This window comes from Enterobacter cloacae complex sp. FDA-CDC-AR_0132 (assembly GCF_003010695.1).
Taxonomy (GTDB): domain Bacteria; phylum Pseudomonadota; class Gammaproteobacteria; order Enterobacterales; family Enterobacteriaceae; genus Enterobacter; species Enterobacter ludwigii.
The window spans coordinates 4,349,333-4,368,761 of record NZ_CP027618.1 but is presented as its reverse complement, the minus strand read 5'-3'; the positions used below and the strand labels follow the sequence as shown (position 1 = coordinate 4,368,761).

The window sequence follows — 19,429 nt, the reverse complement described above, 5'->3', positions numbered from 1 at the left end:
AAAAAATCCCGCATTACGCGGGATTTTTCTGGAAGCGAGATGATTAATCCTTGATCAGGAAGTCATCCAGCTGTTTACCTTGCTCGTCCATTGCTTTCTTGATAACAGCGGGAGTACGACCCTGGCCGGTCCAGGTTTTAGTTTCGCCGTTCTCGTCAACATAGCAATATTTAGCAGGACGAGCAGCGCGTTTTGCTTTGGTACCGGTTTTAGCTGCAGCCATGCTGTTCAGCAATTCATTTGGATCGATACCATCAGCAATCAGCATTTCACGATATTGCTGCAGTTTACGAGTACGCTCTTCGATTTCAGCAGCAGCAGCGCTTTCTTCTTCGCGACGTTCATTAACTACAACTTCTAATTTTTCCAGCATTTCTTCAAGCGTTTCGAGGGTACATTCTCTTGCCTGCGCACGAAGAGTACGGATGTTGTTCAGAATTTTAAGTGCTTCGCTCATTGTAGTAATCTCAAACTTATAATGGGGGGTGGTTTGTTGTCCTAATAATAGAGCGATAAATTCAGTTGTGCAATAGCTGGGAATGTAAGGAATTCAAAAAATAGTGAATATTGGCGCTATTATTAATTACGCTAACTTAAATTTCATAATCCGCCAGTCTCGCTTGTTATCACGTAAAGTGGCTTAACGCAGTCGATTGCATCTTTTTTTTGTGACATTTGCCTCAGGAATTATAGTTGCGGCGGATAAATATCAGCCTTTTGTATTAGTTTACACCGGGTATGTTAAGGCAGAAATAGTTAATAAATAGTGAATTTTAATGAACGATGATTCCACTATAAAATGAAGTGTTATGTTTGGCTGACCCTATAACATATTGGCTGGGCTGGATGCGTTTACTTCATGTTTTAACGCATTATTTTTGCAAAATGCCGGCGGTAAACCTCGCGCTGAACCGCATAGTCTGTGCGTCGTATCGCTGATAACCAGACAAAATATGGTACAATGAATCATCGGTAATATTACACATTGATTAGGGTTTTACGGCCAATGGCACAACTTTATTTCTACTATTCGGCAATGAATGCCGGGAAATCGACAGCGCTACTGCAATCCTCATACAATTACCAGGAACGTGGGATGCGTACCGTTGTTTATACGGCTGAAATTGACGACCGCTTTGGTGCAGGGAAGGTGAGTTCCAGAATAGGCCTCTCATCGCCTGCAAGGCTGTTTAACCCGCAAACTGACCTGCTGGAGGATATCCGTGCAGCGCATGCTTCACAACCTATCCATTGTGTTCTGGTTGATGAAAGCCAGTTTCTGACGCGTGAGCAAGTTCATGCGCTTTCAGAGGTTGTCGATGAGCTTGATATTCCCGTTCTGTGCTATGGGTTGCGCACTGACTTTCGTGGTGAGCTATTTGCCGGCAGCCAGTATTTACTTGCGTGGTCGGATAAACTCGTTGAACTTAAAACCATCTGTTTTTGCGGCCGTAAAGCCAGCATGGTGCTTCGCCTCGACCAGGCCGGAAAACCCTATGCTGATGGCGAGCAGGTAGTGATAGGTGGCAATGAACGCTACGTATCAGTGTGCCGTAAGCATTATAAGGAAGCGTTGATTGTCGGCTCACTGACGGCGCTTCAGCCTGACAACCGCAAATAATCCTTCACAGTAAAATGCAGACATAAAAAAACCCGCCAGAGGCGGGTTTTTTATCAGGCTGTCAGTTACGCGTTTTTCTTCGCTTTCTTGTCAGCTTTAATGACAGGTGAGTCTACTTTCACAGCAACAGTGTCATTTTCTTTGAACTCGCGGCCGTAGAAGGTATCCAGCAGGATCTGTTTCAGCTCAGAGATCAGCGGGTAGCGCGGGTTAGCACCGGTACACTGGTCATCGAATGCATCTTCAGACAGCTTATCAACATGCGCGAGGAAGTCAGCTTCCTGAACGCCCGCTTCACGGATAGATTTAGGAATACCCAGCTCAGCTTTAAGACTTTCCAGCCATGCCAGCAGTTTCTCAATCTTCGCCGCAGTACGGTCGCCCGGTGCGCTCAGACCCAGGTGGTCTGCGATTTCAGCGTAACGACGACGTGCCTGTGGACGGTCGTACTGGCTGAAAGCAGTCTGCTTGGTTGGGTTGTCGTTCGCGTTATAACGGATAACGTTGCTGATCAACAGGGCGTTCGCCAGACCGTGAGGAATGTGGAACTGTGAACCCAGTTTGTGTGCCATTGAGTGGCAAACACCCAGGAAGGCGTTAGCAAACGCGATACCGGCGATGGTTGCTGCACTGTGAACACGTTCACGGGCAACCGGGTTTTTAGACCCTTCATTATAAGACGCTGGCAGGTTTTCTTTCAGCAGTTTCAGAGCCTGCAGAGCCTGACCGTCAGAGAACTCAGAAGCCAGTACGGAAACGTAAGCTTCCAGGGCGTGAGTCACTGCATCCAGACCACCGAACGCACAGAGTGATTTCGGCATTTCCATGACCAGGTTGGCATCAACGATAGCCATATCTGGCGTCAGCGCGTAGTCAGCCAGTGGGTATTTCTGACCGGTTGCATCGTCGGTTACAACGGCAAACGGCGTGACTTCTGAACCTGTACCGGAAGTGGTAGTAACGGCGATCATTTTCGCTTTTACGCCCATTTTCGGGAATTTGTAGATACGTTTACGGATGTCCATAAAGCGCAGCGCCAGTTCTTCGAAGTGTGTTTCTGGGTGCTCGTACATAACCCACATGATTTTCGCGGCGTCCATTGGGGAACCACCACCCAGTGCGATGATCACATCGGGTTTGAAGGAGTTCGCCAGTTCAGCACCTTTACGCACTACGGTCAGGGTTGGGTCAGCTTCAACTTCAAAGAACACTTCAGTTTCAACGCCAGCCGCTTTCAGAACAGAAGTGATCTGATCTGCGTAGCCGTTGTTGAACAGGAAACGGTCAGTCACGATGAGCGCACGTTTGTGGCCATCAGTAATCACTTCATCCAGCGCGATTGGCAGAGAGCCACGGCGGAAGTAGATAGATTTCGGAAGTTTGTGCCACAACATGTTTTCAGCTCGCTTAGCAACGGTTTTCTTGTTGATCAGGTGTTTTGGACCAACGTTTTCAGAGATGGAGTTACCACCCCAGGAACCACAACCCAGAGTCAGGGAAGGTGCGAGTTTGAAGTTGTACAGGTCACCGATACCACCCTGAGAAGCCGGGGTGTTAATCAGGATGCGCGCAGTTTTCATCATCTGACCGAAGTGAGCAACGCGCTCTGGCTGGTTATCCTGGTCGGTGTACAGGCAAGAGGTATGACCGATACCCCCCATTGCAACCAGTTTCTCCGCTTTTACTACCGCGTCTTCGAAATCTTTCGCACGGTACATAGCAAGCGTAGGAGAGAGTTTTTCGTGAGCGAAAGGTTCGCTTTCGTCGACAACTTTAACTTCGCCGATCAGAATCTTGGTGGTTGCCGGAACGGTAAAGCCGGCGAGTTCAGCGATTTTATAGGCTGGCTGACCAACGATGGCGGCGTTCAGCGCGCCGTTTTTCAGAATGATATCCTGAACGGCTTTCAGCTCTTTGCCCTGCAGCATGTAGCCGCCGTGGCTGGCGAAACGTTCGCGAACAGCATCATAAACGGAATCAACAACAACAACGGACTGTTCAGACGCACAGATAACACCGTTGTCGAAGGTTTTAGACATCAGTACAGATGCAACAGCACGTTTAATATCGGCCGTTTCGTCGATAACAACAGGCGTGTTACCCGCACCTACACCGATAGCCGGTTTACCGGAGCTGTATGCTGCTTTAACCATGCCAGGACCACCGGTTGCCAGGATCAGGTTAATGTCCGGGTGGTGCATCAGGGCGTTAGACAGTTCAACAGACGGTTGGTCGATCCAGCCGATCAGATCTTTTGGCGCACCCGCAGCGATAGCAGCCTGCAGCACGATATCCGCTGCTTTGTTGGTGGCATCTTTAGCACGTGGGTGAGGGGAGAAGATGATTGCGTTACGGGTCTTCAGACTGATCAGCGATTTGAAGATGGCGGTAGACGTTGGGTTAGTCGTTGGAACGATACCGCAAATAATACCGATAGGTTCAGCAATGGTGATGGTACCGAAGGTATGATCTTCAGCCAGGACGCCGCAAGTCTTCTCATCTTTATAGGCGTTATAGATATACTCTGAAGCAAAGTGGTTTTTGATCACTTTATCTTCAACGATACCCATGCCGGATTCAGCAACGGCCATTTTAGCGAGAGGGATTCGAGCATCTGCAGCAGCCAGAGCGGCCGCGCGGAAGATTTTATCAACCTGTTCTTGGGTGAAATTGGCGTATTCACGCTGGGCTTTTTTCACGCGCTCGACGAGTGCGTTCAGTTCAGCGATATTAGTAACAGCCATAATGCTCTCCTGATAATGTTTAAACTCTTTTAGTAAACCAGCGCTCGATACGTCTGACAGTATAGACAGAGCCACTACGACTTGCGTTAGATAAAGTAAAACAAAGAGTTACTTTATGCTCTGGCGCGCTAACTTACTAAAAGAGCCTTACCTTAACATCATCCCTTTGTGACAGGTGACCTTCCTGGGGGGCGTAATCAAGATTACTCACTTCTGAGTACGAAAATCATGATCTGCGTCAATTTTTCCCCAAGCTGATACCTTTCAGCAGGGTTATTTATTGTAGATATTTCCAGTGTTAAATAATTAAGTAACTATTGGAAGTGATGCTATCACTGATTCTACATCTGTTTAACATCCTGAAAGGATAACGTTTAGGCACAGATTTCTGGTGAAGTATGCTCATAAAAAGCGTATCTTCAGCGCGATTTTTCATGACAAAGTGTCAGTCCCGGGCATGTGCATAAGCGGAGCAAAACGTGATCCAAACGCTCTTTGATTTTCCAACGTATTTTAAATTTTTTATTGGTCTGTTTGCCCTGGTCAACCCGGTAGGGATCATCCCTGTCTTCATTAGTATGACCAGTTACCAGACGGCGGCGGCCAGGAACAAAACCAACCTCACCGCTAACCTGTCAGTGGCCATTATCTTGCTCACCTCGCTTTTCCTGGGTGATGCCATTCTCCAGCTGTTCGGCATTTCAATTGATTCTTTCCGCATCGCGGGTGGCATCCTGGTGGTGACCATTGCCATGTCGATGATCAGCGGTAAGCTGGGTGAGGATAAGCAGAACAAACAGGAGAAATCAGAAACCGCCATTCGCGAAAGTATCGGCGTGGTCCCGCTTGCGTTGCCTTTAATGGCAGGGCCTGGGGCGATCAGTTCCACCATTGTCTGGGGGACACGTTACCATAGCCTGATGCACCTGATTGGCTTTTCTGTCGCCATCGCTATCTTCGCACTGTGTTGTTGGGGTGTTTTCCGCATGGCGCCCTGGCTGGTGCGCTGGCTGGGGCAAACGGGCATCAACGTCATTACGCGTATTATGGGCCTGTTGTTGATGGCGTTAGGCATCGAATTTATTGTCACCGGTATTAAAAGCATTTTCCCCGGCTTACTGCACTAATATTTCAAATGAAAGAACGGGGCCTGCGGCTCCGTTTTTTTACGTGATTATCAGCAAATCATATAATTAAAGTTGAAATGCTCACATATCATAATAAATTCTACTAATAATCCGCTTTTCTTATATTTCAATAAGTTATCAATTTGTTTCGTGTCTCTCTGCACATAAAACCTTCAATCGATCTGTTATTTTACTCACATGATACTCTGGGGCTTGCTGAGTCATAACCGAAATGATATTAGTAATTTCAACGTTCCCCTAGAGGAATGTGCTAAATAATAATCAGTTGTTAAATTTTTGTACAAAACCACTCGATGATAGCGCAGCGACGCGCTTGTAGAGAATTTTTTCTCTATCATATTGAATACCAATGTTTTTATGCGGTATTTGATGTCAGGCAGGGCTGCCCCCCGAGATACGGCACTCACCGTAAAAGAGAATTGCTTAACAAATTTGCAAAATGTATTGGCGCGCGTTTACGCCATTTGATACTTTCCGGCCTAATATTTTGCAGCATAAAACAAGCAGATGAGAATTATTTTCATATAGTCCTCTTCTCAGATATCCAGCGCAGGCCTCAGACAGGGGAGACCTGTGAAGAATCGACGCAAGACGGCCATACGAGCGGTCAGTAATAAAAAAGTCGGTGATAGCAAGAAGTAAAAAGAAGAACCTGACAGCAGCAAAAAAAACTCCTGCGCTGTACAGGCCCCAACAGGGGATTACACAGCTGGCGAAGGCCAGTAATTATAATGAGTGGAGTACCAACACAATGTCCATCATCACAAAAAAAAATCTGGTAGCGGCGGGGATTTTAACTGCGCTAATCGCGGGCAACGCTGCAATGGCTGCGGACGTTCCTGCAGGCGTTCAACTGGCTGAGAAACAGACGCTGGTTCGTAACAACGGTGCGGAAGTGCAGTCTCTTGACCCGCACAAAATTGAAGGTGTTCCAGAGTCTAACGTCAACCGCGACCTGTTCGAAGGCTTGCTGGTGACCGACGTAGACGGCCACCCGGCACCGGGTGTGGCGGAAAAATGGGAAAATAAAGATTTCAAAGTCTGGACCTTCCATCTGCGTAAAGATGCGAAATGGTCCGACGGTACGCCGGTTACCGCCGAAGATTTCGTGTATAGCTGGCAGCGTCTGGCGAATCCAACCACCGCCTCTCCGTATGCGAGCTACCTGCAATATGGCCACATCGCCAATATTGATGACATCATCGCCGGTAAAAAACCGGTCACCGACCTGGGTGTGAAAGCGATTGATGCCAATACCTTTGAAGTGACGTTGAGCGAGCCTGTTCCGTACTTCTACAAATTACTGGTTCACCCGTCCGTTTCCCCGGTACCAAAATCTGCGGTGGAAAAATTTGGTGAAAAATGGACCCAGCCTGCCAATATCGTGACCAACGGTGCATATAAACTGAAAGACTGGGTGGTCAACGAACGTATGGTTCTGGAACGTAACCCGCAGTACTGGGATAACGCGAAAACCGTCATTAATCAGGTAACCTACCTGCCAATTTCTTCTGAAGTCACTGACGTTAACCGTTACCGCAGCGGCGAAATCGACATGACCTATAACAACATGCCGATTGAACTGTTCCAGAAGCTGAAAAAAGAGATCCCGAAAGAAGTGCATGTTGATCCGTATCTCTGCACTTACTACTACGAAATCAACAACCAGAAAGCACCTTTCACCGATGTGCGCGTGCGTACAGCGCTGAAGCTGGCACTGGATCGCGATATCATCGTGAACAAAGTGAAAAACCAGGGCGACCTGCCGGCATACAGCTATACCCCTCCTTATACCGACGGTATGAAACTGGTTGAGCCTGAGTGGTTCAAGTGGTCACAGGAAAAACGTAACGAAGAAGCGAAAAAACTGCTGGCTGAAGCCGGTTATACCGCTGACAAGCCGCTGACGTTTAACCTGCTGTACAACACGTCTGACCTGCATAAAAAACTGGCTATCGCCGTCGCGTCTATCTGGAAGAAAAACCTGGGCGTGAACGTGAAGCTGGAAAACCAGGAGTGGAAAACCTTCCTGGATACCCGCCATCAGGGGACGTTCGACGTGGCGCGTGCCGGCTGGTGTGCGGACTATAACGAACCAACATCCTTCTTGAACACCATGCTGAGTGACAGTTCGAATAACACCGCGCACTATAAGAGCCCGGCATTCGATAAGATCATTACTGATACGCTGAAAGTCACAGACGATGCGCAGCGCGCTGATCTGTACGCGAAATCAGAAGAGCAGCTCGATAAAGACTCTGCAATTGTACCGGTCTATTACTACGTTAACGCCCGCCTGGTGAAACCGTGGGTAGGGGGTTATACCGGTAAAGACCCGTTGGATAATATTTCCGTTAAGAATCTTTATATTATCAAGCATTAATGGCAATACGTGGGGCAGGCCTGGCTTGCCCCACTGTGTCTACTTTGTAACATTCATCAGGCACACGCCAGAAGGTACGGGCAATGTTGAAATTTATCCTGCGTCGCTGCTTAGAAGCGATACCAACGTTATTTATTCTAATTACGATTTCCTTCTTTATGATGCGTCTCGCGCCGGGAAGTCCATTTACCGGTGAACGTACGCTGCCACCGGAAGTGATGGCCAATATCGAAGCGAAGTATCACTTAAACGACCCTATCTCCACGCAGTACTTCAACTATCTGAAGCAACTGGCGCACGGTGATTTTGGGCCGTCATTCAAATACAAAGACTATTCCGTTAACGACCTGGTGGCGTCCAGCTTCCCTGTCTCGGCGAAACTGGGTGCTGCAGCATTCATCCTTGCCGTCGTTCTCGGCGTCACCGCGGGCGTTATTGCCGCGCTCAAACAAAATACCAAATGGGATTATACCGTAATGGGGGTGGCGATGACCGGGGTGGTTATACCCAGCTTCGTTGTCGCGCCATTACTGGTGATGATATTTGCCATTACGCTCAAATGGCTGCCCGGAGGCGGCTGGAACGGTGGGGCGCTGAAGTTCATGATTTTGCCAATGGTGGCACTTTCCCTAGCCTATATCGCCAGTATCGCGCGTATCACCCGCGGTTCCATGATTGAAGTCCTGCACTCGAACTTCATCCGTACCGCGCGTGCGAAAGGGCTGCCGATGCGCCGGATTATATTCCGCCATGCACTCAAGCCTGCGCTCCTGCCCGTGCTCTCCTACCTGGGGCCGGCATTCGTTGGGATCATCACCGGCTCAATGGTTATCGAAACCATTTACGGTCTGCCGGGCATTGGTCAGCTGTTCGTTAATGGCGCGCTGAACCGCGACTATTCACTGGTACTGAGCCTGACAATCCTTGTCGGCGCACTGACCATTTTGTTTAACGCTATTGTCGATGTGCTGTATGCCGTTATCGACCCGAAAATCCGTTACTGATACTGGAGCACGCCATGATGTTGAGTAAGAAAAACAGCGAGGCGCTGGAAAACTTCAGTGAAAAACTGGAAGTAGAAGGTCGTAGCCTCTGGCAAGACGCCCGTCGTCGCTTTATGCATAACCGCGCCGCGGTCGCCAGCCTGGTTGTTCTGGTGCTCATCGCGCTGTTTGTCACCCTGGCGCCGATTCTGTCGCAATTTACCTATTTCGACACCGACTGGGGCATGATGTCCAGCGCACCCGATATGACGTCCGGGCACTATTTTGGTACGGATTCCTCAGGGCGCGACCTGCTGGTGCGTGTCGCTATCGGTGGCCGTATTTCGCTGATGGTTGGTATTGCTGCCGCCCTGGTGGCGGTGATCGTGGGTACGCTTTACGGCTCACTCTCAGGCTACCTTGGCGGTAAAGTGGACTCCGTCATGATGCGTATGCTGGAAATCTTAAACTCCTTCCCGTTCATGTTCTTCGTTATCCTGCTGGTGACCTTCTTTGGCCAGAATATCCTGTTGATCTTCGTGGCAATCGGGATGGTGTCCTGGCTGGATATGGCGCGAATCGTTCGTGGTCAGACGCTGAGTCTTAAGCGTAAAGAGTTTATCGAAGCGGCGCAGGTGGGCGGTGTCTCCACCGGTAATATTGTGGTTCGTCATATCGTTCCTAACGTGCTCGGCGTGGTGGTGGTATATGCCTCGCTGCTGGTACCAAGCATGATCCTGTTTGAATCTTTCCTGAGCTTCCTGGGGCTGGGTACACAAGAGCCACTGAGCAGTTGGGGCGCGCTTCTGAGTGATGGTGCAAACTCAATGGAAGTCTCACCGTGGTTGCTTCTGTACCCGGCGGGCTTCCTGGTCGTCACCCTGTTTTGTTTCAACTTTATCGGCGATGGCCTGCGTGATGCCCTCGACCCGAAAGACCGTTAAGGAGCGCCGTCATGACGATTATTGAAACGGCCACTGCGCCACAGGCGCAACAGCAGGGTAACCTTCTGCTGGACGTAAAAGACCTCCGCGTGACCTTTAAAACGCCGGATGGCGATGTGACCGCCGTGAACGATCTCAACTTCAACCTGCGTGCGGGTGAAACGCTGGGGATCGTGGGCGAGTCGGGTTCCGGTAAATCCCAAACCGCCTTTGCGTTGATGGGGCTGCTGGCGTCTAACGGTGTCATTGGCGGTTCCGCCAAATTCAACGGGCGTGAGATCCTCAACCTGCCGGAATACGAGCTGAACAAGCTGCGCGCTGAGCAGATTTCGATGATATTCCAGGACCCGATGACCTCGCTGAACCCGTATATGCGTGTCGGCGAGCAGCTGATGGAAGTGCTGATGCTGCACAAAGGCCTGGGCAAAGCGGAAGCCTTTGAGGAGTCCGTCAAAATGCTCGACGCGGTGAAAATGCCGGAAGCGCGCAAGCGTATGCGCATGTTCCCGCATGAGTTCTCCGGCGGTATGCGTCAGCGTGTCATGATTGCGATGGCGCTGATGTGCCGGCCAAAACTGCTGATTGCCGATGAACCGACTACCGCGCTTGATGTGACTGTTCAGGCACAGATCATGACGCTGCTGAACGAGCTTAAGCGTGAGTTCAATACCGCGATTATCATGATCACTCACGATCTGGGCGTAGTGGCCGGTATCTGTGACAAGGTACTGGTAATGTATGCCGGTCGCACCATGGAATATGGTAAGGCGCGCGACGTGTTCTACCAGCCTGCACACCCTTACTCCATTGGTCTGCTGAATGCGGTGCCGCGCCTCGATGCAGAAGGGGAATCCCTGCTGACCATTCCTGGCAACCCGCCAAACCTGCTGCGTCTGCCGAAAGGCTGTCCGTTCCAGCCACGCTGCCCGCACGCGATGGAAATCTGCAATACCGCGCCGCCGCTGGAAGAGTTTGCACCAGGCCGTCTGCGCGCCTGCTTTAAGCCGCAGGAGGATCTGGTATGAACGCATTAGATGAAAAAAGAAATGTCCTGCTCGAAATTGCTGACCTTAAGGTGCATTTCGACATTAAAGACGGAAAACAGTGGTTCTGGCAGCCGCCGAAAACCCTGAAAGCGGTCGATGGCGTAACGCTTCGTCTGTATGAAGGGGAAACCCTGGGGGTGGTGGGTGAGTCCGGTTGCGGTAAATCCACGTTTGCGCGTGCCATCATAGGCCTCGTGAAAGCCACCGACGGCAAAGTTGCCTGGCTGGGTAAAGATCTGCTGGGCATGAAGCCAGACGAGTGGCGCGATGTGCGTAGCGACATCCAGATGATTTTCCAGGATCCGCTGGCCTCATTGAACCCGCGTATGACCATCGGGGAGATCATTGCTGAGCCACTGCGGACCTATCATCCGAAGATGCCGCGTCAGGAAGTACGCGACCGTGTGAAGGCAATGATGATGAAAGTGGGCTTGTTGCCTAACCTCGTCAACCGTTACCCGCACGAATTCTCCGGTGGTCAGTGCCAGCGTATCGGTATCGCCCGCGCACTGATCCTTGAGCCGAAGCTGATTATCTGTGACGAGCCCGTCTCGGCGCTGGACGTCTCTATTCAGGCGCAGGTGGTTAACCTGCTGCAGAAACTGCAGCGTGAAATGGGGCTGTCGCTGATCTTCATTGCGCATGACCTCGCGGTGGTGAAACACATTTCTGACCGCGTACTGGTGATGTATCTGGGTCATGCGGTGGAATTAGGGACTTACGATGAGGTGTACCATAACCCACTGCACCCATATACTCGGGCACTGATGTCTGCGGTACCGATTCCCGATCCGGATCTGGAAAAAAATAAAACCATCCAGCTTCTGGAAGGTGAATTACCGTCCCCGATTAACCCGCCGTCCGGTTGTGTATTCCGTACGCGATGCCCGATGGCCGGGCCGGAATGTGCAAAAACACGTCCGGTTCTGGAGGGCAGTTTCCGACATGCGGTTTCCTGCCTGAAAGTAGACCCGTTATAATCGCAAGGGCTGACATGATGTCAGCCCTTATTATTTGCGAGGTTAATGTGTCGCGATTATTCACCTCCGTCCGTCGGCGGCTCTATCATCTTTTATTCGATCCTGAAACGGTAACCGGGCGGCGTTTTGAAGCCCTCTGCGCCCTGTTTGCGCTGCTCAGCGTGGTGATCATTTTTATCGAATCGGGCGTCGGAACGCAGTATCACCTGACGCTGGAAGAATGGCATCTCTTTGTCTGGCTGGAGCTGGTCATCACGCTGGTCTTTACCGCTGAATATTTCCTGCGGGTATTCTGTTGGCCTGACCCGGCCAAATATGTCTTCAGCTTCTGGGGATTTATTGATTTAGCCACGATCCTGCCGCTCTATGTCATGTGGCTATGGCCGGAAATCAGTCTGAGCTATGTTTTTGCCTGGCGAGCGATGCGCGTTATTCGGGTGTTACGCATTCTTAAACTGCTGCGGCTTATGCCGTCATTGCGGATATTCTGGAGTGCCATCATCAGCGCGCGGCATCAACTGATCCTGTTCTACTCATTTATTGCCATCGTCATGGTGATATTCGGCGCGTTGATGTATTTGATAGAAGGGCCGAAGAATGGCTTCTCAACGCTGAATGCTTCTGTTTATTGGGCGATTGTGACCGTCACAACCGTTGGCTATGGTGATATAGCCCCTCACACTCCGCTGGGACGGATTGTCGCCTCGGTACTGATTCTGATTGGTTATTCGGTGATTGCGGTCCCGACAGGGCTCATTACTACGCACATGAGCAGTGCTTTTCAGAACCGTAAGGCGCAACGAAAATGCTCGAAATGTCACCAGGGTGAACATGAACACAGCGCGCGGTTTTGTAATCAGTGCGGAAGTGAGTTACCGGATTAAATAAAAAAGGCTGCAATCGCAGCCTTTTTTATTATTCGCGCCAGAGAATATGACACAGCTTGTGGTCTTTCTCGCGACACAGCAGGACGCGGGCGAAGATGTCGTTAATTTCACCGCCATCTTCATCGGCCAGGCCAATCACCACTTCGGCAAAGAAGTCAGGATTGAGGTCGAAATCCACATGTTCAGCCCAGTCTTCAGAAGGGTCGAACAACTCGGCGCCCCCGCGCTCTTCAAACTGGAGATTAAAGAGGATCACGTCTGCGGGATCGAGGTTATCAACCGCCAGTTCGAGAAAAATGTCATAGGCCTGTTCGAGCGTTTCGTCTTCGGTCAGGCGATTGTTCAGATCCATTTCCATGATGACTACCTGTTTAACATCGTTGGGCACGTTTTACAGCAACGGACTAAAGAAGTAAAACAGTCGTTCGGTAATTCTCTGCCACAGCGGGCGTTTAACCCACAGTCTGGCATCCAGCAGTCGCGAGCGGGAAATATAATCATCCTGGACCGCGGCCAGATCGCCGCCAAAGCCGGCATCATCGATCACCAGTGTGATTTCAAAGTTCAGCCACAGACTGCGCATATCCAGGTTAACCGTGCCCACCAGACTTAACTCACCGTCGACAAGCACGCTCTTGGTGTGGAGTAATCCGCCTTCAAACTGGTAGATTTTCACCCCCGCAGCCAGCAGTTCACTGAAGAATGCCCGGCTGGCCCAGCCCACCAGAAGCGAGTCATTTTTGCGTGGCAAGATGATACTCACATCGACACCGCGTTGTGCCGCGGTACAGATGGCGTGCAGCAGGTCATCGCTGGGAACAAAGTAGGGGGTGGTCATGATCAAATATTCACGCGCTGCGTAAGTGGCCGTCAGCAACGCCTGATGGATCAGGTCCTCCGGGAAGCCCGGTCCGGAAGCGATAGTATGGATGGTGTGCCCGCTGGCCTCTTCAAACGGCATGATATTGCCATCCGGTGGTGGCGGCAGGATACGTTTCCCGGTTTCTATCTCCCAGTCGCAGGAATAAACGATGCCCATCGAGGTGGCAATGGGCCCCTCCATTCTCGCCATCAGGTCTACCCATTGCCCGACACCCGAGTCCTGCTTGAAGAACCGCGGGTCAACCATGTTCATGCTGCCGGTATAGGCAATATAGTTGTCGATCATGATCATTTTACGGTGCTGGCGAAGGTCCATCCTGCGCAGAAACACACGCAAGAGATTGACCTTCAGCGCCTCAACCACTTCAATACCGGCATTACGCATCATGCCCGCCCAGGGACTACGGAAGAAGGCGACGCTGCCAGCGGAATCCAGCAACAGTCGGCAATGAATGCCCCGACGCGCAGCGGCCATCAGCGATTCTGCAACCTGATCGGCCATGCCGCCAGGCTGCCAGATATAGAACACCATCTCGATATTATGGCGAGCCAGTTGAATATCGCGGATGAGGGCCTGCATGACGTCATCCGAGGAGGTCAGCAACTGGAGCTGGTTGCCCTTAACGCCGCCAATACCCTGACGGAGTTCGCACAGCTTAAACAGCGAGGAGGCAACACTGCTGTTCTCCTCGGCAAAGATATGTTTGCAGGCTTTGAGATCGTTGAGCCATTTGGCGGTTGAAGGCCACATGGCGCGGGCACGCTCGGCACGGCGTTTACCCAGATGAAGCTCACCGAAAGAGAGATAGGCAATAATCCCCACCAGCGGCAGGATGTAGATTATCAGCAGCCAGGCCATGGCAGAGGGTACGGCCCTGCGCTTCATCAGGATGCGCAAAGTCACACCCGCGATTAACAGCCAGTATCCCAGAATGACCAGCCAACTCACCACGGTGTAGAAGGTTGTCATAGGTAAAAAAATCCTTTTGAAAGCGTATTGTTATGAGTGTACGCATCAGGAATCATCTGGCAAATAAAAACGCCAGTTAAAAGCGCTGGTTTGCTGCGGGGTTGGGTTTATAATGGGGTTTCTGTTAGAGAAAGAGTTGTAAACATGAAGCGCAGTAGAACAGAAGTAGGGCGCTGGCGCATGTTGCGACAGGTGAGTCGTCGCAAGGCTCGTTGGCTGGAAGCACAATCCCGCCGCAATATGCGTATACACGCCATCAGAAAATGTGGAATGACCAGACACCGTAACGCGTTGCTGTTCGCTACACAGGTTATCTGAGAACCATCAGGGCACCGTTAAGGTGCCCACTGATTTTCAGGCTATCATTTTTCGCAGTCTCTCCCCCGATTCATTCCGCGATATACTCCGCCCTCTTAATCTTATGCATTTCAAAGATGAATCCTTATCTCTGGGTATTTATTGTGCTGCTTGCGCTGGATGCGATCAGGGAAAACGCAGGATTATCGTCATTATCCGCGTTGATTAATTTACTGCTCAGCGGGATATCGCACTGGATAAACTAAAAAGGAAAAGAGATGAACGGAAAAGTGGTTGCTGCCCTTCTTGGGATTGCCGTGTTGAGCGGTTGTGCCAGCAGTAAAACGTCACCGGAAAGGCATGCTTATTATTTCGTGTCGCATAAAACCAATTTTACTGGCGGCAATTTTACGTCAAGTGTATCGCAAAATTATCGTCTGAATGTCCCTCAGTTCCGTGAGCTGTATGAGCAGGGGAAAACCGATCGCGCTGCAGGACGCACACAGTCTGAGGCAAACCAGTACGCGCAAAGCATTCGCGATCAACTGAAGAATCAGGCGAAAACGGAGCATGCTTTCGACGGTAATACCGCGGATAAATGGACGTCTCAAATGGAAGAGAAGGACGCCGTTTTATTTGGTAACGAACTGGCTGCGACTTATCTTGATGGCTATAACGGCGTACAATAGCGTCTGATTTTGGGGATATCGTATTTGCAGCGATATTCCCGTCGTTTTTTAGCAAAAGGAGGGAGAGGTGTTTGCGGAGTTTGGTGTACTTAATTTCTGGACCTATGTGGTAGGGGCATTTTTTATCGTGCTGGTGCCTGGACCGAACACATTGTTTGTACTGAAAACCGGTATTGGGCACGGTGTTAAAAAAGGGTATCTCGCCGCCACTGGCGTGTTTATCGGCGATGCAGTGCTGATGTTTCTGGCCTGGGCGGGCGTCGCAGCATTAATCCAGACGACCCCGGTTCTGTTTAATATTGTGCGCTACCTCGGTGCTTTCTATCTCCTGTGGCTCGGCGGCAAAATGCTCTGGTCAGTCATCACCCGTCAGAAGAATACCCATGAGAGCGGAACCGAGCCTGCGAGCATGATCATGAAACGCTCGCTGGTGCTGAGCCTGACGAATCCAAAGGCTATTTTGTTCTATGTCTCGTTCTTTGTGCAGTTCATCGATGTGAATGCGAAAAACACGGGCACGTCTTTCCTGATCCTCGCGACCACGCTGGAGCTGATTAGCTTTATGTATATGAGCTTCCTGATCTTCTCTGGTGCGTTTGTCACGCGTTATCTGAAAACCAAAAAGAAACTGGCAAAGCTGGGGAACGGGCTGATTGGGCTGCTGTTTGTCGGATTTGCGGCGCGCTTAGCGTCACTGCACTGAAGAGATGAGTGGCTCCTTTCGGAGCCACTTTTGCATCAAAACACTTTCTTGTACGGGCGAACCATCACCTTCGCATAGACACCTGCGGCAACGTACGGGTCTGCATCAGCCCAGGCCTGAGCCGCTTCCAGGGATTCAAACTCGGCGATCACCGTGGAGCCCGCGAAACCGGCAGCGCCAGGGTCATTGCTGTCTACCGCAGGCATTGGACCCGCGGTCAGTAATCGACCTTCATCCTGGAGCAGTTGTAAACGCGCCAGATGGGCAGGGCGAACGGACTGGCGTTTTTCGAGGGAATCAGCGACATCTTCAGAGTAAATCACGTAAAGCACGGTGAAGCTCCTTAACCATTAAAAGTGTGAGTAACGTTATGTGAAAGGGCAACTGACTGCAATGTAAAGATAAAAACAATGTTAAAACCCTGATCTGAATGCGCCTTTTTTGGCCTCTCTTGCGCTTAAATTGCGCCAGGACAAAGTGTCTTATTGAATATGATTGCTATTTGCATTTAAAATCAGTGTTCGGTTTTTTAACGTTGATGATTATGACTTCGATGACCCTTGATTTACCTCGCCGCTTTCCCTGGCCGACGCTGCTTTCTGTCGTTATTCACGGTGCTGTCGTGGCGGGTTTGCTTTATACCTCGGTTCATCAGGTTGTTGAAATGCCAGCGCCCGCACAGCCTATTTCTGTGACGATGGTATCGCCAGCGGATCTCGAACCGCCGCAGGTTGCGCCTCCGCCGCCGCAGCCCGTCGCCGAACCGGAACCCGAACCTGAACCGGTGCCGGAACCGCCAAAAGAAGCTCCGGTGGTGATCCACAAACCCGAGCCGAAGCCGAAACCTAAGCCGAAGCCAAAACCGGTGAAGAAGGTAGAAGAACGTCCAAAACGCGAAACGCGTCCGGTTGAACCCCGCGCCACGCAGACGGTAGAAAACGCAGCACCTTCGCGTCCGGTGATGAATAACACCACGACGACAGCCAAACCGACAGTCACCGCACCCGCGGGACCGCGTGCGGTCAGCCGTAATCAGCCGCAGTATCCGGCTCGTGCTCAGGCATTACGTATTGAGGGCCGTGTACGGGTGAAATTCGATGTTACGCCGGAAGGGCGTGTTGAGAACGTGGAAATACTGTCCGCGCAGCCGTCTAATATGTTCGAGAGAGAAGTGAAAACGGCGATGCGCAGATGGCGTTATGAAGCCGGTAAACCGGGCAACGGACTGATCGTGAATATTGTCTTCCGCCTGAATGGCGGGGCACAGATGGAATAAAAAAAGCCTCCGCAAGGAGGCTTTTTTTTATCGGGCAATCAGGCCTGAGGAAGCGGTCGGGGTTTACCTTCGTTGTCCACGGCCACATAAATAAACAGCGCTTCTGTCGCTTTATAACGCTGTCCAATGGGTTCGGACGAGACCTTTTTCACCCACACTTCGATGTTAATGGAGATGGAGGTATTGCCACGTTTTACGCAACGCGCGTAACAGCAAACCACATCACCCACTGCAACCGGGCGCAGGAAGGTCATGCCATCCACTCTCACCGTCACTACCCGGCCATGTGCAATCTCTTTTGCCAGAATAGCGCCGCCCATATCCATTTGCGACATCAGCCAGCCGCCAAAAATATCGCCATTGGCATTGGTGTCAGCGGGCATTGCCAGTGTGCGTAAAACCAGTTCGCCCTGAGGGGCGTTATTTGTTGTCATTGTTTTAACTCGTAACTGAAGACTTCAGGCGGGATGCTACTATGATTTCAGGCTGGAGAGAATAGACCAGAACGCCTGCTGCACACGTTCTGGTCGGTGAACGATCAGTGCTGGTCGTCCTGTGGCATGTGGCGATAGATATAAACGCCACTTAACAGCGTGAAGATGAGCGTCAGAGCCGTCAGGCCAAAGACCTTGAAGTTGACCCAGATATTCTGCGGCAGCCAGAAAGCAATATAGATATTGGCAAGACCACAGAGAATAAAGAAGATCGCCCAGGCGATATTCAGTCGAGACCACACTTCCTGAGGCAGCGTCAGCTCTTTGCCCAGCATGCGCTGGATCAGCGGCTTCTTCATCACCCACTGGCTAATCAGTAACGCACCCGCAAACAGAGCGTAAATCACCGTGACTTTCCATTTGATGAATTCATCGTTGTGGAAGAACAGAGTGAGTCCACCAAACACCGCGACCAGGACGAAGGTCACCAGCGCCATTTTTTCAACTTTACGGTAGCGAACCCAGCTGCAGATCAGCACAACCGCTGTGGCCACGATCAGTGCAGTCGTGGCGGCATAAATGTCATACAGCTTGTAGAAAGCGAAAAAGACCACGAGCGGTAAAAAATCAAGAAACTGCTTCATTCTGTGATTCCATCTTCTGTGTAGGGCCGGGCTGACGTTCCCGGCCACAGGATTACTGACGAATTAACATATACAGGCGGAACAGATAGACCAGCAGTACCGCTGAAATGAGGTTGCTCAGCGTATTTGCCACCACCGCGCCAACATTTGGCGTGAGTACCGCAAAATTCGGGGCAAACAGCAGCAGGAGCGTTTTCGCCAACAGCCAGCCGATAACAGCCGGTGCCACCAGGCGTATATTTGCCCAAGCGAGCCGGATGCTGCTGCGCATCGCGGTAAAGATCCCCAGTTTATCCTGCACGACCATTACCGGCGCGAAGGAGAGCACGATAGCCAGTAATACACCCGGCACGACGACCAGCATAATCCCCATCTGCACCAGCATGGTGGTTAAAAAGATGAGGATAAACAGCTTCGGTAATACCGGCGCGCTGGCACCAATCGCCCGCAGGGCGCTGACACGCTGACCGGCGGAAACCAGCTGAATCATCAGCAGAACGCCACCTGCCAGAATCGCATTGCCGATAAGACCAGAGAATGTCGAAGCAGCGGAAGCCCGCAGCAGGATTTGTTGCTGCTCCGGCGTCATGTTTTGTACCAGTTCAAACAACCCCACGCTATCTGCAAGGTTGTCGCCCTGGCTCAGGCTGGCAATCTGTTCGTCACTTGGCGAGAACGCATGGCCAAGCACCACTGTAATGAAGGCGCATAGCAACGCGATCAGTAAAAAGGTTAAGAACTGATTGCGGAAAAAGTTTCCCGTGTCACGGTAGACAGACTTCGCCGTGATAGACATGC

The 19,429-nt window shown here is 51.0% G+C and carries 21 protein-coding genes; 13 read left to right on the top strand and 8 right to left on the bottom strand.

Annotated elements, in window-relative coordinates:
• Positions 1–43: 43 nt before the first annotated feature.
• Positions 44–457, bottom strand: a complete 414-nt coding sequence (hns, locus tag AM379_RS21150) for a histone-like nucleoid-structuring protein H-NS (RefSeq protein WP_106504194.1) — start codon at positions 455–457, stop codon at positions 44–46.
• A gap of 549 nt (positions 458–1,006) precedes the next feature.
• On the opposite strand from hns, the gene tdk reads away from it, so the two are divergent.
• A complete protein-coding gene (gene tdk / locus AM379_RS21145) occupies positions 1,007–1,621 on the top strand; it encodes a thymidine kinase (protein ID WP_032669745.1) in 615 nt (204 codons plus the stop codon).
• A gap of 65 nt (positions 1,622–1,686) precedes the next feature.
• Here tdk and adhE read toward each other — a convergent pair whose 3' ends face one another.
• On the bottom strand, positions 1,687–4,365 hold the full coding sequence (gene adhE, locus AM379_RS21140; protein WP_032678337.1) for a bifunctional acetaldehyde-CoA/alcohol dehydrogenase: 2,679 nt from the start codon (positions 4,363–4,365) through the stop codon (positions 1,687–1,689).
• Between the two features lie 479 nt (positions 4,366–4,844).
• On the opposite strand from adhE, the gene AM379_RS21135 reads away from it, so the two are divergent.
• From AM379_RS21135 to AM379_RS21105, 7 genes are all read left to right on the top strand, one after another.
• Positions 4,845–5,492, top strand: coding sequence for a YchE family NAAT transporter (locus AM379_RS21135; protein ID WP_014170449.1), 648 nt, complete (start codon positions 4,845–4,847; stop codon positions 5,490–5,492).
• A gap of 772 nt (positions 5,493–6,264) precedes the next feature.
• Positions 6,265–7,896: an oligopeptide ABC transporter substrate-binding protein OppA gene (oppA, locus tag AM379_RS21130; RefSeq protein ID WP_020882381.1), complete on the top strand. Its 1,632-nt coding sequence runs from the start codon at positions 6,265–6,267 to the stop codon at positions 7,894–7,896.
• A gap of 83 nt (positions 7,897–7,979) precedes the next feature.
• Positions 7,980–8,900, top strand: coding sequence for an oligopeptide ABC transporter permease OppB (gene oppB, locus AM379_RS21125; RefSeq protein WP_014170447.1), 921 nt, complete (start codon positions 7,980–7,982; stop codon positions 8,898–8,900).
• 14 nt (positions 8,901–8,914) lie between these two features.
• Entirely contained in the window at positions 8,915–9,823 is a 909-nt protein-coding gene (gene oppC, locus AM379_RS21120) for an oligopeptide ABC transporter permease OppC (RefSeq protein ID WP_014170446.1), read from the top strand.
• Positions 9,824–9,834: 11 nt separating this feature from the next.
• Entirely contained in the window at positions 9,835–10,848 is a 1,014-nt protein-coding gene (locus AM379_RS21115; protein WP_014170445.1) for an ABC transporter ATP-binding protein, read from the top strand.
• Positions 10,845–11,849, top strand: coding sequence for a murein tripeptide/oligopeptide ABC transporter ATP-binding protein OppF (gene oppF / locus AM379_RS21110; RefSeq protein ID WP_014170444.1), 1,005 nt, complete (start codon positions 10,845–10,847; stop codon positions 11,847–11,849). The genes AM379_RS21115 and oppF overlap by 4 nt, the downstream gene beginning before the upstream one ends.
• 14 nt (positions 11,850–11,863) lie before the next feature.
• Positions 11,864–12,733, top strand: coding sequence for an ion transporter (locus tag AM379_RS21105; protein ID WP_181010271.1), 870 nt, complete (start codon positions 11,864–11,866; stop codon positions 12,731–12,733).
• A 31-nt stretch (positions 12,734–12,764) separates the two neighbouring features.
• On the opposite strand, the gene AM379_RS21100 is transcribed toward AM379_RS21105, so the two are convergent.
• Positions 12,765–13,094 (bottom strand): HI1450 family dsDNA-mimic protein, encoded by a 330-nt coding sequence (locus AM379_RS21100; protein ID WP_006810881.1) that lies wholly within the window; start codon positions 13,092–13,094, stop codon positions 12,765–12,767.
• A gap of 33 nt (positions 13,095–13,127) precedes the next feature.
• Positions 13,128–14,588: a cardiolipin synthase gene (cls, locus tag AM379_RS21095; RefSeq protein ID WP_014170441.1), complete on the bottom strand. Its 1,461-nt coding sequence runs from the start codon at positions 14,586–14,588 to the stop codon at positions 13,128–13,130.
• A gap of 144 nt (positions 14,589–14,732) precedes the next feature.
• Here cls and AM379_RS24140 point away from each other — a divergent pair, with 144 nt between their 5' ends.
• The 4 genes from AM379_RS24140 (at position 14,733) to leuE (ending at position 16,277) form a co-directional block, all read left to right on the top strand.
• Positions 14,733–14,906: a YciY family protein gene (locus tag AM379_RS24140; protein WP_086463573.1), complete on the top strand. Its 174-nt coding sequence runs from the start codon at positions 14,733–14,735 to the stop codon at positions 14,904–14,906.
• Between the two features lie 116 nt (positions 14,907–15,022).
• Complete coding sequence (locus AM379_RS24670; protein ID WP_014170440.1) at positions 15,023–15,151, top strand: KPN_01571 family protein; 129 nt, start codon at positions 15,023–15,025, stop codon at positions 15,149–15,151.
• 12 nt (positions 15,152–15,163) lie between these two features.
• Positions 15,164–15,574, top strand: a complete 411-nt coding sequence (locus AM379_RS21090; protein WP_106504193.1) for an Exc2 family lipoprotein — start codon at positions 15,164–15,166, stop codon at positions 15,572–15,574.
• A 67-nt stretch (positions 15,575–15,641) separates the two neighbouring features.
• Positions 15,642–16,277 (top strand): leucine efflux protein LeuE, encoded by a 636-nt coding sequence (gene leuE, locus AM379_RS21085; protein ID WP_020882385.1) that lies wholly within the window; start codon positions 15,642–15,644, stop codon positions 16,275–16,277.
• 35 nt (positions 16,278–16,312) lie between these two features.
• Here leuE and AM379_RS21080 read toward each other — a convergent pair whose 3' ends face one another.
• Entirely contained in the window at positions 16,313–16,609 is a 297-nt protein-coding gene (locus AM379_RS21080; protein ID WP_106504192.1) for a YciI family protein, read from the bottom strand.
• A gap of 221 nt (positions 16,610–16,830) precedes the next feature.
• Here AM379_RS21080 and tonB point away from each other — a divergent pair, with 221 nt between their 5' ends.
• Positions 16,831–17,553, top strand: coding sequence for a TonB system transport protein TonB (gene tonB, locus AM379_RS21075; protein ID WP_025203933.1), 723 nt, complete (start codon positions 16,831–16,833; stop codon positions 17,551–17,553).
• 38 nt (positions 17,554–17,591) lie between these two features.
• Here the strand turns inward: tonB and yciA are convergent, their stop codons facing one another.
• The 3 genes from yciA to AM379_RS21060 form a co-directional block, all read right to left on the bottom strand.
• Complete coding sequence (yciA, locus tag AM379_RS21070) at positions 17,592–17,987, bottom strand: acyl-CoA thioester hydrolase YciA (RefSeq protein ID WP_014170435.1); 396 nt, start codon at positions 17,985–17,987, stop codon at positions 17,592–17,594.
• 104 nt (positions 17,988–18,091) lie between these two features.
• Complete coding sequence (locus tag AM379_RS21065; RefSeq protein WP_106504191.1) at positions 18,092–18,631, bottom strand: septation protein A; 540 nt, start codon at positions 18,629–18,631, stop codon at positions 18,092–18,094.
• Between the two features lie 52 nt (positions 18,632–18,683).
• Complete coding sequence (locus AM379_RS21060; protein ID WP_020882388.1) at positions 18,684–19,427, bottom strand: YciC family protein; 744 nt, start codon at positions 19,425–19,427, stop codon at positions 18,684–18,686.
• Positions 19,428–19,429: the final 2 nt, after the last annotated feature.